At 63.7% G+C, this 15,043-nt stretch carries 9 protein-coding genes; 2 read left to right on the top strand and 7 right to left on the bottom strand.

Annotated features, from left to right (window positions below):
- Positions 1–1,156 precede the first annotated feature (1,156 nt).
- Entirely contained in the window at positions 1,157–4,402 is a 3,246-nt protein-coding gene (locus tag JQT59_RS05665) for a protein kinase domain-containing protein (RefSeq protein WP_213575254.1), read from the top strand.
- A gap of 964 nt (positions 4,403–5,366) precedes the next feature.
- Positions 5,367–6,413, top strand: a complete 1,047-nt coding sequence (locus tag JQT59_RS05670; protein ID WP_213575256.1) for an alpha/beta hydrolase — start codon at positions 5,367–5,369, stop codon at positions 6,411–6,413.
- Positions 6,414–7,178: 765 nt separating this feature from the next.
- Here the strand turns inward: JQT59_RS05670 and JQT59_RS05675 are convergent.
- The 7 genes from JQT59_RS05675 to JQT59_RS05705 form a co-directional block, all read right to left on the bottom strand.
- A complete protein-coding gene (locus JQT59_RS05675) occupies positions 7,179–7,376 on the bottom strand; it encodes a hypothetical protein (RefSeq protein ID WP_213575258.1) in 198 nt (65 codons plus the stop codon).
- A 302-nt stretch (positions 7,377–7,678) separates the two neighbouring features.
- On the bottom strand, positions 7,679–9,184 hold the full coding sequence (locus JQT59_RS05680; protein ID WP_249354153.1) for an aldehyde dehydrogenase family protein: 1,506 nt from the start codon (positions 9,182–9,184) through the stop codon (positions 7,679–7,681).
- Positions 9,185–9,534: 350 nt separating this feature from the next.
- The gene (locus JQT59_RS05685) at positions 9,535–10,785 is read right to left on the bottom strand and encodes an aspartate aminotransferase family protein (protein ID WP_213575260.1); all 1,251 of its coding nucleotides are present in this window, start codon (positions 10,783–10,785) and stop codon (positions 9,535–9,537) included.
- Positions 10,786–10,859: 74 nt separating this feature from the next.
- Positions 10,860–11,642 (bottom strand): gamma-glutamyl-gamma-aminobutyrate hydrolase family protein, encoded by a 783-nt coding sequence (locus JQT59_RS05690; protein ID WP_213575262.1) that lies wholly within the window; start codon positions 11,640–11,642, stop codon positions 10,860–10,862.
- Positions 11,639–12,751: a Zn-dependent alcohol dehydrogenase gene (locus JQT59_RS05695; protein ID WP_213575264.1), complete on the bottom strand. Its 1,113-nt coding sequence runs from the start codon at positions 12,749–12,751 to the stop codon at positions 11,639–11,641. The genes JQT59_RS05690 and JQT59_RS05695 overlap by 4 nt, the downstream gene beginning before the upstream one ends.
- Positions 12,748–14,118 (bottom strand): glutamine synthetase family protein, encoded by a 1,371-nt coding sequence (locus JQT59_RS05700; RefSeq protein ID WP_213575266.1) that lies wholly within the window; start codon positions 14,116–14,118, stop codon positions 12,748–12,750. The genes JQT59_RS05695 and JQT59_RS05700 overlap by 4 nt, the downstream gene beginning before the upstream one ends.
- Entirely contained in the window at positions 14,111–14,728 is a 618-nt protein-coding gene (locus JQT59_RS05705; RefSeq protein WP_213575268.1) for a hypothetical protein, read from the bottom strand. Before JQT59_RS05705 ends, JQT59_RS05700 begins: the two co-directional genes overlap by 8 nt.
- Positions 14,729–15,043: the final 315 nt, after the last annotated feature.

Raw genomic sequence — 15,043 nt, forward strand, 5'->3', positions numbered from 1 at the left:
TGACGCGCATCACATCAATTGGATTTGGTTCTCATCGCGGGGCTGCTTCTACGGCCGTTCAGATTCCACGAGACTTATACGTCAACCGTTTTCGTCGCGGTGTCGGCGTCGCGGAATGGCGTTCAGAAATGCCGCGCAGGTCGAGAACGTGAAGTCGTACCGCCCAGATGCGGACCATCGTCGCGGTTACCTGCTTGTCCGGGCGTGCGAGCCCGTGGGCATGCGACGAAAATGATCAAGAGCCGAGCGCGCCCGCTGCTTACGACGGTCTCGCCTCCGGTTCAGCATCGGCATACGACACCGAAACCACCATGCCCCGCTCCCCCGTGTGTCATCGAAACCGGCAGTTCCCCGCTGGGCAACCCGGTCTTCGGTCGGATGCACACCCTGCAGAACGCCGAACACCTTGTGCTCCGCGCGACCAGGGCCTCGGGTAAACGCTCCACGGCGTGGTCAGGGTCCACGGCCTCGCCGTTCCCGGGCAACGACCCCGATGGGCAATCAAACCCGCCCTAGTTTGGGACGCGTGGACGAGGCTCAGGATGGTCCGGCCGTGCTGCTCGAGATCCGTGGCGGAGGGGCCCGGCCAGCCCTGGCTTCGAGGATGGGACAGAGCGCTTCGAGGGTCCCGCGCAGACCTCGCTATTGCATATCTTGCCGTTCGGTGTTGTCGCGATATCCAGAACCATGTCGACGTCGACCATCGCCGGGGTCAGCGGGACCCCGCCCGCACCGCAACGCCGCTGAACCATCAACCTCCGATCAGTCCACTGCTCGGAGGGAACGACGAGCAATCTCGGCGAAAAGGAAATCGAGTGCAGTAATCACCCTCAACGTCACCCCCTGTCACCATCCGGCGCCTGACCGATGGTATCGACCACTCCGTCGAGCTCGGTGAACACCGGATACCATCGCCAACGCCGTATCCCCATTCCATTACCGGCCACGATGATGGCCCGTGCGCCACACGGTGAACGGCCCCCGCATCTAACGACAACGCCATACCCCCTCCCGCGTCCAGCTCCCCGGCCGAGAGCCCGCCACGGGTTCACGACGCAACGGAGAAGAGCGAGCGATATCCTGGGAATACGCCACTGAGAGGTAATTGTGCGGATGCCGTCGAACGTATCGCAGACCGGATGAATCGAACTCGACGATGCCCGACTTCGATCCGTTCAAGACCCAGTCCGATGTGACCCCCTCCGTCACGTCGGAGCTGCGAGCGGACGGATTCGACGGTGCGCGGGAGATCGGGCGCGGCGGCTTCGGTGTCGTGTATCAGTGCAGGCAAACCGCCCTCGACCGGACTGTCGCGGTGAAGGTGCTCACCGACAATATCGCGGAGGAAAATCGAGAACGGTTCTTCCGCGAACAACGCGCGATGGGGCGCCTCACCGGTCACCCGAACATCGTCAATATCCTCCAGGTCGGGGTCACCGACAGCGGCAAACCATTCATTGTGATGCCCTACCACCCACAGGGCTCCCTCGACGCACGCATCCGTCGGCACGGTCCATTACCTATGGACGAGGTACTACAGCTCGGCGTAAGGCTGTCTGACGCGCTGGAGGCCGCCCACCGCCAGGGCATCGTCCACCGCGACATCAAACCCGCGAACATCCTCCTCACCGACTACGGCGAACCGGCGCTGACGGACTTCGGAATCGCGCACATCACCGGCGGTTTCGAGACTGCCACCGGAATCGTGACCGGTTCACCCGCGTTCACCGCACCCGAGGTGCTCGGCGGCGCCACCCCCACTCCCGCCTCCGACATCTACGGACTCGGAGCCACCCTGTTCTGCGCACTCACCGGCCACGCCGCATTCGAGCGCCGCAGCGGCGAACAATTGGTCGCCCAATTCATCCGCATCACCAACGAACCCGCACCGGATCTACGGGATCACGGCATTGCAGACGATGTCGCTGCCGTGATCGAGCAGGCAATGTCCGCCCGCCCCGAGGACCGGCAACCCTCAGCATTGGTATTGGGCGAGAATCTGCGCGAGATCCGACGTCGCCGCGGGACATCTGCAGACGACAGGGCACTCGATGTGCCCACGCCGGTGCCGGAACCAGCATCGGATGAGCAGTTTCACACGACCCCTTCCCGCCGGGGGAACCTGCCCCTGGAATTGTCCAGCTTCGTCGGCCGCAGACACGAACTCACCGAAGCGAAGAATCTGCTGGCGTCGTCGCGCCTGCTGACCCTGGTCGGCATCGGTGGAGTCGGGAAGACACGGCTCGCACTTCGGCTTGCATCGAGCATCCGCCGCGAGTTCGCCGACGGCGCATGGTTCGTCGAACTCGACGAGGTTCACACCCCGACTCGGTTGATTGACGTGGTGGCCGCAACCCTCGGTCTGCGGGATCAGACCGACCGGTCGCTACGCGAGATTCTGCTGGACTTCCTGTCGTCGCGAGAACTGCTGCTGATCTTGGACAACTGCGAGCAGGTGGTCGACGCGGTGGCCGACCTCTCGGCGGTTCTGCTGCAGCAGAACCAGAATCTGCGCATCCTTGCCACCAGCCGCGAACCCCTTGCCATCGCCGGCGAGGCGACGCTCCGCGTGCCCCCACTGACGGTCCCCGACCCCGACCGCGAGTCGTCGCTGCAGGGTCTGCCCCGCTACGACGCCGTGTCGCTGTTCACCGAGCGCGCCACCGCCGCAGTCTCGACCTTCACGTTGACCGATACCAACAAATCCGCGGTGTCTCGGATCTGTCACCGGCTGGACGGGTTGCCCCTGCCCATCGAACTGGCGGCGGCGCGGTTGCGGGCGATGTCGCCCGAACAGATCCTGCAACGGCTGTCCGACCGCTACGCGCTGTTGACCCGCGGGAGCCGAGGCGCGCCGTCGCGGCAGCAGACGCTTCGGTTATGCATCGACTGGAGCTACGACCTGTGCACCCCGCTCGAACAACGGACGTGGGAACGACTCTCGGTGTTCACCGGCAGCTTCGAACTTGATGCCGCAGAACATGTGTGCGGGCAGAACCTGCAGCCCGGCGAACTGCTGGACTCGGTGGCATCCCTCGTCGACAAGTCGATCCTGATCCGCGAAGAACACCGCGGCACGGTCCGCTTCAGGCTGCTCGAGACCCTCCGTGCTTACGGACGGGAAAAAGGCCAGCACAACGACGACTACCACGACCTGCGCCGGCGGCACCGGGACTGGTACCGACAACTGGCTCGCGACGCCGAGGACGAATTCATCAGTCCCCGCCAGCTCGAATGGATCGCGCGAATGAGCAGTGATCAGCCCAACCTGCGGGACGCGATGGACTTCTGCCTCGCCGAAAACGATGCCGAAACCGGGTTGCAGATTGCCACCCCCTTGCTGCAACTGTGGGGGTCACGAGGCCAGCTCAGCGAGGCGAGGCGCTGGCTCGACGATTTCCTCTCACTCCAGACACCACGCCCGACCATCACCTATATTCGGGCGTTGTACGCCGACTGTCTGGTGTCCGAACAACAGCAGGACCACCACAGAGGTGCTGCCTTGCTCGAGCGGACGCAGGTCCTCGCCGACCAGATGACCGACCCGACAGCGCACGCGATCGTCGACCACACGAACGGCATCGTCGGATTGTTCACCGCCGATCTCACACGGGCCGCCTCGAGTCTGGAGCGGGCACGGTCAGTGTTCGCACAGGCCGAGAACGATCTTGCGTTGCAGATCGAGTGTCTGTCGTTTCTGGGATTGACGTATCTACTCGCCGACGCCGAACCGCACCGGGCGATCGAATGCTACGAGGAGGTTCTCGCGATCACGGAGGCGCACGGTGAATCTGTCTACCGGTCGTACGCATTGTGGGCCATGGCCGTCGCACAATGGCGACTGGGCGCGCAGAGTCGCGTAACCAAATTTCTCGAGCAGGGTTTGCGGCTTGCCCGGCTCGTCGACGATCCGGTTGGTTGCGCAAATTGCATCGAAGTTTTCGCCTGGATCGCCGGAACCAGTGACCCCAGACGTGCCGGCACGCTGATGGGAGCCGCGGAAGCGCTCGGTCGCGCGGCCGGAAGCTCTTCCGTTTTCGTTCCCAACCTGCTCGTCTATCACGAAGAATGCGAACGGTCCGCCCGCCGAATGCTCACCGCACACCTCTTCGAGGAGAGCCGGCAGCACGGTGGGGCTATGGATATCGATTCCGCGGTCGCCTACGCACTCCGCGAACAACCCGAGAAACCGACCTTCCCAGATTCCCCCCGCTTGACGAAACGCGAACAACAGGTTGCTGACCTGGTCGCCGAGGGCTTGACTAACAAGGCGATCGCCGCCCGCCTCGTCATCTCACAACGCACCGTCCAAGGGCATGTCGAACACATACTCACCAAACTCGGATTCACCTCGCGCGCACAAGTCGCTGCCTGGGTCGTCGAAGAACGGCAATCGTCGTAGGTTCCTCCGGCTACTACACAGGGACGCGAAGGCGACTTACCCCGTCGAGACGATTGCCAGTGCAGCCCTCGGGACGGAATGAGCGCATCTGCACCTCGAGACCGACCCGCTACGTCCTACCTTGATGTCGCTGGGCCGCCGACTGGATGACAACGCCTGCAACACCACCGATCACGGGGACGACCGCCGAGACGAGTCAGGCGATAGCCGCGACCGTACCGAGGTCCGATGCGGATGATCCCTCACAAAGTCCCTGCCTGAGAACACTTTACAGTGAACGAATTTCATACTTTTGCTTGCCAGTAGTGCAGACAGTGAAGGGGACGGCGCCTTCGATCCCTCCGGGGCAGGCGGGATCCTCCGAATCCTGTTGGTTCCGAGGCATCGGCAAACCGATAAGAATCGGTGTTCATACGACTGGGTCAATCAGATCATTCACATCCGGTCGAGCAAACCTCGCGGGGCGCGCGATGCCCCTGGCGCTTTCCGCCAGAGCACCGACCCCGCATCCAGAAGGTTCTTCTAACTGGAGAAATAGCCCCGTGGTAAGCCACTTGAGTATGCGGTTCAGCTTGCGACCACCGCCACCGCCCAAGCCAAGCCGACAGTGGACATATATTCGTTCATCTGACATGATCGTTTGATCTCTCGCCCAGGTGTGCGCCGGTCGAGAGCAACGTTGCCCACCTCCCAGCCAGGCAAAAACTACTGCGGGAGACCCAACGTGTTCGAAGTGATCGATCGACCCTCGAGATGACGGGACAGTGATGACCGCCCCTGACTGGCGAAGGCTACTCGGCTCCGACACGATCCATGCCGTGGTCGTTCCGAACGCCTTCCACACCCCGAGGCGAGGCGATGTTCGGGAATTCGCGGGCCTCGGTGCCGCAGACCTATTTACGTCGGCTGCCGGTAGCGGCCGATACCCCACCCCAGCGTCGTCGCGATTGGAGAGTGATTGCATATGACCTACTCGCAATGGCAGGACGTCCTGGACCCGGATGCGCTGGCAGTTGCCCAGCAGCTCGATGAACTGTTACCGGGACCGCTGTACACGCTGGGGCTCGACGGCATTCGAACGTTCGCTGCGCCACCACCCCCGCCCCGCACGACACAGGTGGCATCGGTCGAGGACCGGATCATCACGTGGGGCGCTGAGCCCGGGAACGTCTCGGTTCCGGTCCGTATCTACCAGCCCGACAGCACAACCCGGGCCGGTGCGCTGCTCTACATCCACGGCGGCGGCTTCACCGTCGGCTCGCTGGACGGCGTCGACGAGTTGTGCCGGATCATCGCCGACGAGGCCTCCTGCGTTGTCGTTTCCGTGGACTATCGCCTTGCGCCTGAGCACCGTTTCCCGGCGGCGATCACCGACGTCCGGGCGGCCTACGACTGGCTCCGGGCCAACGCCGACGAACTGGGAGTCGCCCCGTCGCACCTCGCGGTCGGCGGCGATTCGGCCGGCGGCGGACTCGCCGCCTCGCTGTGCCTCGACCTACGCCGCCGCGGCATACCTCAACCCGTGATGCAACTGCTCGTCTATCCGGCGGTGGACGACCAGTTCACACGGCCGTCGTGGATAGCCTTCAAGGACGCCCCACTGCTTGACGCCGAAACCGCGCAGTGGTTCTGGAAGCAGTACGTCGGTGATTCTCCCACCGACCTCAACGAGCTCGCGGTCCCGATGAAGGCCGACACCTTGGCAGGACTGGCCCGTGCTCACATCGCCACGGCCGAGGTCGATCCGCTCCGTGACGACGGCGAGGCATACGCCGCCGGCCTCCACGAGGCAGGCGTGGCTGTGCGTCACCAGCGATACACCGGCGTGTTCCACGGGTTCTTCCCGGAGGTGCAAACCTACGCCAAGAGTCGCCGCGCCGTGCTGGACGCATGCGAAAGCCTGCAGTTGGCCTTCCGGTTGGGTCCCTCAGCGCCGATTCGACATGTCCCGAGCCGCCCTCATACGGCCGCAGTTTCAGGAGTCGCCGAATGGGGAGGACACACAGCGTGATGTCTGACCAAAGAACGACCGCCGCCGAGCACGGCAGAGGGGGACACCTGCGGCACGCCACACAGGATGCGGTCCATCGCACGCGGAAGCATCGTGACAAAGAGACGGCGCTCCTTATTGGGTTCGCCAGTATGTGGGCACCATACGGGGGCGCTAGCGATGGCGAGATCCTCGTTCAATTCGGGCTGTCAAGACTCCAGTTCATCGACCGCTTGTGGCAGAAGATCCCAGAATCCAACTGCGCCCCAGAAGAGATACAACGCTTGGCACGGGCATACCCGCACCGTCCGCGAACGACCAGATTCAAACCCCTTTGACTGAATCGCTATGGAGGCGTGCTCCAGCGGCGACAGTCGTTCCGACAGATCTCACGCTCATATGCAAGTGCGAGTACCCGACCCGAGAGTGGAAAAGGGATGTGGCACCGTAGCAACAACGACATTCTCGATCTTGCTCTGCCGTGGAAACCGCTCGGAGGACGTGCGCCGGAACATATAGCGGTCGTCTTCCGAATCGCTATCGACGAGCACGTCTGCCTGGTCACACTGGCACAGACGCCGACAACACCAGGCCCGCATCTGTCACTATCGAACCCGCGGCCACCTGCCATAACTTCCGTTGCAGTAGTAGATGCTGTGGGATTCCGACTGTCCATACTGCCCTGAGCGCAGCGTGACGAGCTTGACTCTGGCGGGCGATGCAGGTCTCGGGCAGCCGGTGCATCCGCACCGCCCGCCAGTCACCGGGCATCTCGTATGTCGGTCTTCATCCTTCGGATACCGAAAACCCCTGATTGGCCAGTGGGTGTGCCAACTTCACCGCGACTCCGGCCACCTCGAGCGCGTCGACGGCCCAGAACCAGCCGAAGGTCGCGCCGAGCACGACCTCCGGGGTTCGGGCCTGGGCTTTTCGATCTGCAACCCTCAACGACACTGGATCGTTGACGATGGGAGGTGTCGTCAAGGGTTGTCTCGTCACCGACCGTTGCCGGTGCAGTTCTTTCCCGACCAACTGCCCACAAACGCATCTCGGACAACTCATCACTGCCTGCGCACCAGCCGGATACGATCCCGAAATGTCAGTGGTCGGGACCTTCCGGCCGGACACGCCGAACGCTCATGACGAAATCGGCCGGTCAGTCCGGTTGTTCGTGATTCCTCGTGGGTGACACCGGTGCTGCGCCCCGATGCCCTGGTGACGTGCACTCCGAACTGATGGCTGCTTCCGCCGGAACTCCAGAGACGATGTGCCGGGCGCCCCTGTGATTACAGCTCGATCCAGGTCGTTTTGAGGTGCGTGTATTTGTCCAGACCGTGATTGCTTCTGTCCGCACCATGGCCGGACAACTTGCGGCCACCGAACGGGACCGAGGAGTCGCCCTCTTCGTAGCAGTTGATCCAGACCATACCGGCGTCGATTCCGCGCGCCATCCGGTGTGCCCGGCCCAGATCCGCGGTCCACACCGCTGAACCCAATCCGTATACCGTGTTGTTCGCGATCGCGAGTGCTTCCTCTTCCGTGCGGAAGGTGTGCACCGCCATCACCGGACCGAAGATCTCGTGTTGGGCGAGCCTGCTGTCGGGATCGACGTCGACGAAGACAGCGGGGTCGACGTACAGGCCGTCCTCACGCCTGGCATCCGAGCCCAGTACCAGCTTGGCGCCCGAGTCGATGCCCCCGCGGATCTCGGCGAGAACGTCGTCGCGATGTGCGGCATAGGCGAGCGGACCGAGTGTGGTCGCCGGATCCAGTGGATCACCGATGACCGCCGCATTCAGCTTGTCGACAACTTTTGTCACCACTTCCTCGCGGATGTCTTCGTGGACAACCAATCGCGATCCAGCGGTGCACATTTGCCCGCTGTTGAAGGACACCGCCCAGGCGGCCGTTGACGCCGCCTTGTCCAGGTCGGGCGCGTCGGGGAACACGATGTTCGGCGACTTGCCGCCCAGCTCGAGCCATACCGGTTTGGCGTTGGATGCACCCGCGTAGGACAGCAGTTGTTTCCCTACGTCGGTAGATCCGGTGAATGCCAGGGTTGCGATGTCGTCGTGCATGCCGAGCTGCTCACCCACCTTGGCGCCGCTGCCGGTGATCACCTGCAGCACGCCCGCCGGTATGCCTGCCTCGAAGGCAAGCTCGGCGGCCCGCAGCAACGAGAACGGCGTCTGGCTGGCAGGCTTGGCGACGACGCTGTTGCCGGCCACCAGGGCGGCCGGGATCTTGAACATCGCCAGCGTCATCGGGAAGTTCCACGGCGTGATAATGCCGACGACGCCGACCGGCTCACGGGTCACCAGCGCGACCGCGCCGTTGCGGCCGCGCGGCGATTCGTCCATCAGCTTGTCGGCCAGCTCGCCGTACCAGCGCACAGTGTTGATCGCGGTACGCATCTCGACGTTCCACGCGATCGTGACGGGTTTACCCATTTCGTACGCGACAAGGAACGCCAGCTCGTCGCGATGCTGATCGAGCAGGTCGGCCCACCGGATCAGCGCCTCGCCGCGCTCACGCGGCTCCAAGCCCGCCCACACCCGGCTTCGAAAGGCGCGCTTGGCGCCCTGGATTGCGCGCTCGACATCCACGTCGTCAGCGCTCGCCACCTGTACTGTCTCGCCGTTACGGGGACTCGTGTGCGTTGTGGTTTTACCGCTGTTTGCTCTTGCCCACTCGCCGTCGATCCACATCGCGGTCGGCAACTCGGTCTGCACCTTGATGCCCAGCCAGTCGCCGAGCGTGGCCGGTCCGGGAGTCTTGACTTCGGCTGCCACAGTTGATTCCGCCTTTCGCGCGGCTTGACGCCGCTGCTTTGAATTCTCGAATATCCGACGAATCGCGAGGCCTCAGCTATCGAGTCCGAGGACTCGGTCAATTCGTTGTAATCGAGCTGCCACAATCCAGCCACCGTCGGGGTACTGCGAGGGGAATCCGATCTGCCGTTGCGCCCGCGGCGACAGCGTCTCGGCAATCTCCAGATCGCAGATCACTTGACCATATCGCGTGACCATGCCGAGGGCAAGGGATTCTCCGCCGAACAAGAACAGATTGGCCCGAACATCGAACTCACTTCGATCGCACCAAACGCGTTGTCCGGTGGAGGACTCCGGCCACCTCGAGCAGCTCAGCCGACGACGCGGCTCAGCGCCTCGGCAATGAAGTCGATGTCGTCCGGGGTGTGGGCAGTACTCATGAAGATTTTTCCCGAGGGCATGAACATCACGCCTTCGGCGAGCATCCCGCCCAGGACTTTCCCCCAGATGCCACCGGTTCCGTGGAGCCCGGTGGCCGCGTCCTCCGGCACGAATTGCAGCAACGACCCCACCCGGTTCAGATGCGCCGGGACTCCGGCGTCGGTCAGTACCGTATCGAACGCATCATTGAACCGCGCCGCGTTGCTCTCCAGCGTCGCATACACCGCCGGATCCGTGAGCACACCCATCGTCACCTCGACCGCGGCCAGCGCGACCGGATTTCCGTTGAACGTTCCGGCGTGCACGACGCCGTCGGTAACCTGATCTATCAAGTCCGCGCGGCCGACCACCGCGCTCTGGGTGAATCCGCCGGCGATCGCCTTGCCGAATACCGATAGATCCGGGCGTACCCCGAAGCGCTCGGTGGCACCACCGCGCGCGATCCGGAAGCCCGCAATGACCTCGTCGAAAATGAGCACTACGCCGGCCTCATCGCACAGCGTCCGAACCGCCCGCAGGAACTCCGGAAGCGGTTCGGTCACACCCGCGTTGCTCATGATCGGGTCGAGCAGGACCGCGGCGATATCGAGCTCGCGCGCGTCTTCGAGAATGCCGGTGATCATGTCGACGTCGTTGAACTCCGAGACGATCAGGTCGTCGAGGACGCTCGGGCTTTGACCTTTTGTTGCGGTCAGCGTCGGCCTGCCGTACTCGTCCGCCGACATACCGGCATAGACCGAATCCTGCCAGCCGTGGTAACTCTTGGCGAACTTGACGATGCGTCGACGTCCGGTTGCGGCCCGGGCAAGCCGCAGCGACACCTGCACGGCCTCGGTGCCGGTGTTGCTCCACAGCAGGCGCTCACCGTGCGGAACCGCGTCCAGCACCGCTTCCGCCGCCGCATACTCGAGGACGTGGCCGGTGCCGACCACCTGCATGCGGTCCACAACTCCCCGGACGGCAGAGACCACCCGATCGTCGCTGTGACCGAGCACCATTGCACCCCAGGCCATGACACAGTCGACATAGCGATCACCGTCGAGGTCCCAGACGTGGGCGCCACGAGCTTCCTGGACGAACAACGGATGCGGCTGCATGGAAGCACGCAACCCCGAACTGACTCCGCCCCCGATGCTGTTCCGGGAGCGCTGAAATGCGGCAAGTGAAGATTGAAGACCCATACCCAGTGAAACTCCTCGTATAGCTGAACTCGAACCAGAACCCGAACTTGCCGACAATGCGCGCGCTGGGCGCGTCACCCCACCTTCCTATCCGGTTGGCCCTGTCGGCGCTCGTCCGTGGCCCACGTGCACCGTTCGACGAGCCAATCGAAGATCGGGTCACGCTCGGTTTGCCATTCTGGGTGCCATTGGACGCCGACAACCGGTCGGCCACTGAGCTCGATCATCTCCGTAATTCCGTCGGTGGCTCGGCCGGTGACCGCGAGTCCGACACCCGGCAGGTCGACCGCCTGATGATGCCAGGAGTTCGATGTTCGACGGGCACCGTAGATCTGGCGTCCGACACTGCCGGAGGAAAATTCGACGACATGGTTGTCGTCACCGGCGTAGGGCGCCGCCTTCGGTGAAGAATGCACGATGGACGTTTCCTCGATGTCCTCGATCAGCGTCCCGCCGAGGACGGCGTTCAGCAGCTGATGCCCGCGGCACACACCGAGGATGGGGATGCCCAGCGCCAGCGCATCGGAGATCAGATCGGCCTCGTACTGGTCCCGCTCGAAGTCGATGACGTCGATGTTCCGGCGCGGGTCGGCGTCCGGGTCGACCGGCCGCATGCCGCCCCAGCGCGACGGATGCACGTCCTGCCCGCCGGTCACGATCAACCCGTCCAACCTGTCGGCCACACCCGTCGAACTCGACACGAACGGCAGGTTGACCGGAATGCCGCCGGCCTGCGCCACGCACCGGTCGAAGTCGGTGAAGAACGAGTTCGTCAACCGATCGGTGAACCGTGGAGACGTACCGGTCACCATTTCCAGCCGGTAGCACCTTCCGGTAATACCGATGAGAGGTCTCATTTCGACTCCTCCCCAATTCGCACGACAACGCGGATTTCCTTGCCCGACGCCAGGGCATCGAAGCCTGCGTTGATTGTTTCGAGTGAGTATTCAGCGGTGACCAGCTCGTCGAGCTGCAACAGTCCCGCCCGTGCGAACTGCAGATACATGGGGATGTCCACTTTGAAGTGGTTCGAACCCATGAACGACCCGCGCAAACTCTTTTCCTGCATGAAGAGTTCGGATCCACGAAGTGGAATCGAATGCGAATCCGGGATCATGCCCATCACCGTGGCCACGCCGCCCGGTCGCAGCATCGCGAACGCCTGCCCTGCGGTCGCCCCGGTGCCGACTGCCTCGAACGCGTGGTGGGTGCCGCCGATGGTCAGCGCACGTACCGCCGCGACCGGGTCGGTCTCGCGGGCATTGACCACGTCTGTTGCCCCGAAGAGCTTGGCCTGCTCCAATTTTTCCGGCACGACGTCCACGCCGATGATCTGCGCCGCGCCGGCCAGCCGGGCAGCCTGCACCGCGGAGAATCCGATTCCGCCGAGCCCGATCACCGCAACGGTCTGCCCGGGACGAACGCAGGCGCTCTGCAGCACCGAGCCCATCCCGGTGGTCACCGCGCAGCCCAGCACACTCGCCGTCTGCAGTCGTACCCCCGGCGGAATCCCGACGACGCTGTTCTTGTGGACCAGCGCCATCTCGGCGAACCCACCGATCCCGGCCGTCGCCCGCACTGCCGCCCCCCGACTGTTCGTCAGACGGGGACGGACGCGGCCCTGCTGCAACTGTGCCCGGCGCACGCACAAGGTCTGCTGCCCGGACAGGCAAAATTCGCACGACCCGCAGTACACCGACAGACAGGTCACGACCGTGTCGCCTGGACTGAACTCCGTCACAGCGCTGCCGACTCCGACGACTTCACCCACCGCCTCGTGGCCGAGCACGATCGGCGTGTCGGACTCGAAGGTTCCATCCATCTCGTGCAGGTCCGAATGACACAGACCGGCGTACGCGATCCGGACCAGCACCTCGTCGGGCCCGGGGTCGTCGATAACCAGTTCTTCGATATCCAACGTACCCGGCGCGGAGTTGAGCACTGCCGCCTTGATCCGGGTGCTCATACGAGCTCGAAGTAGCGGTTGAGTTCCCAATCGGTGATCCCGCAGTCGGGGTCGCCGCCGCCCATGGTGTGGAACGCCAGCCATTCCCAACGTCGGGTTCCGATCCAGTAGTCGACGAACTCCTGCCCGAGTACCTCGACCAGTGCCTTGTCTGCTGCGAGAGCATCGGCGGCGCGGGTGATCGTGTGCGGCAGCGCCTCGGTGCCGGCCGGGTTACACCAGGCCATGCCGACGAACGGGGCCGACGGCTCGACGCCGTTGACGATGCCGTAGAGACCGGCCCCCAGCACCGCCGCAGCTACCAGGTACGCGTTGGAATCTGCTCCCGGCGTCCGGTATTCGATGCGCGAGTACTGCGGGTGGCGGGTCACCGCGCGGATGGCGGTGGTCTTGTTGTCGATCCCCCACGTGACGGTCGTGGGCGGGCCTTCCAGCGGGATCTGCCGCCGGTAGGAGGTCAGGAACGGCAGTGCCAGCGAGGTTGCCCCCGGCAGAGTCTGCATGACGCCGCCGATGAAGTTTCGCATCACGTCGGACGGCCCGTTCTCGGCGAAGAACGCGTTGCCGTCCTCGTTCGCCAACGAGATGTTCAGATGCGAAGCCTGACCCCACGCGTCGGACCACTTGGCCATGAACGTCACCGACCGACCCAGCTCGTTCGCGACCTCGCGAAGGACCTGACGAGTCCGGGCCCAGTTGTCGGCCGTGGTGACGATGTCGGCGACGGCGACGTTGATCTCGATTTGGCCGACGGCCGCCTCGTCGTTACACGCCTCCCACTCCAGTCCCAGCTCTTCCAGACGCTGCTGCACCCGGTCCAGGAACTGCCACCAATCACCCGACTTGGCATGCACATAGGCTCCGCCGGCCGAACCGCCGAGCGGGGTCAGATCCTTGTATCCCTTGCGGCGCGCCTCGTGAACGGACTCCTCGAAGAGGGTAGCTTCGATCTCGATCGCCGCCCTGACCGAGTAGCCCTCCGCAGCGGCCTGCCGCTCCACCTTGCGCAAGAGGTTCCGCGGACATACCGACACCGGGTCGCCGGTCTTGGTCCAGAAGTCGCCGATGACGGATGCCTTGCCGGGCGCCCATTCGATCAGCGTCCCCAGGTCGGGACGCAAGAAGATGTCCAGCAGATCACCGCGCCACTGTGGAAAGGCGAAACCGAACTGCGGAAAGTTACTGAGATCGTTGCCGAAGACGACATCGGCGAACGGGAATCCCGTCTCGAGTCCGCTCAGAAACTTTTTCGGGGAAATCGACTTTCCCACAAACGTGCCGTCGAGGTTCGTGGCCTCGATGCGAATCGACGTGATGGCCCGCTCTTCGAGCCACTGCCGAACCTGGGCACCCGTTGTTTCAGCCATGGAACCGTACCTTCCAGTGTGCACCGCACATCACAGAAATCTGTGCGGCCGTGCCGATTACCGCGACGGCACCGACGCCCAGCGCGATGAGAAATGAATCGAACCGCCCACCGAGGACCGCCGACAGTGATTCGGCCGACCCGTGGATCTCGAATGTGGTAGCACCGTCGCCGCATACCAGACGCTCGTCGTCGTCGGTACACACGATGATCAACTGCTCGGGAAATCCGGCGGTGTCGGCGTTGAGTTCCCAGAACTTCTGCGCAGCAACATTCCAGTCCGGCAGGGGCGGCGAGAGCATCCTGCCGACCGCCTCCCCGAGCTCACCTCCCCCGACAACCGTGTACTCCGGGTAGAAGTGCAGTTCGAGAGGCTCGACGCCTTCCTCGACACCGTGCCTCACATGGACGCGACCGTCGGCGAACTCGAGCGTCACCGCCTGCCGATCGGCGACCGACGCGAGCGCCACCGCCCCGGCAGCGCTGCTGATCAGCGCGCGCAACTCGGGAACCTCGGCGCTGGCCCTCAGCGTCCGAGCCACCGACAACACCAGCGGCGTCGGATCCGGCTCGACCGCGACCAGCAAATCTTCTGCAGTCAGAGAACTCACCTACTTGACCTCATTTCGATGACTGACCAAGACTATTGCCTAAGTCATTTGATCAATAGTGACCGGTATCACCGGCTGCGTCAAGAGTCATTCACGGTCCGCGAGTCCTCATGAAGGGAATACCTTTGTGCGGGAGTTTCCGACGCAGAATACGACAGATACTGTTGACGCGGATGGCGGTCTTGCTGCACACTAGCTGCCAGATCAAGTGATTAGGTCAATAGATTCTTCTCTCGGTCCCGAAACGGTCGACACACGGCCGGCAACCCGCCCCGTCGATCCGGATTCACCGAGTCTCACCAGCAAACACTGGTA

It is taken from the genome of Rhodococcus sp. USK13 (assembly GCF_018343855.1).
Taxonomy (GTDB): Bacteria; Actinomycetota; Actinomycetes; order Mycobacteriales; family Mycobacteriaceae; genus Rhodococcus_F; species Rhodococcus_F oxybenzonivorans.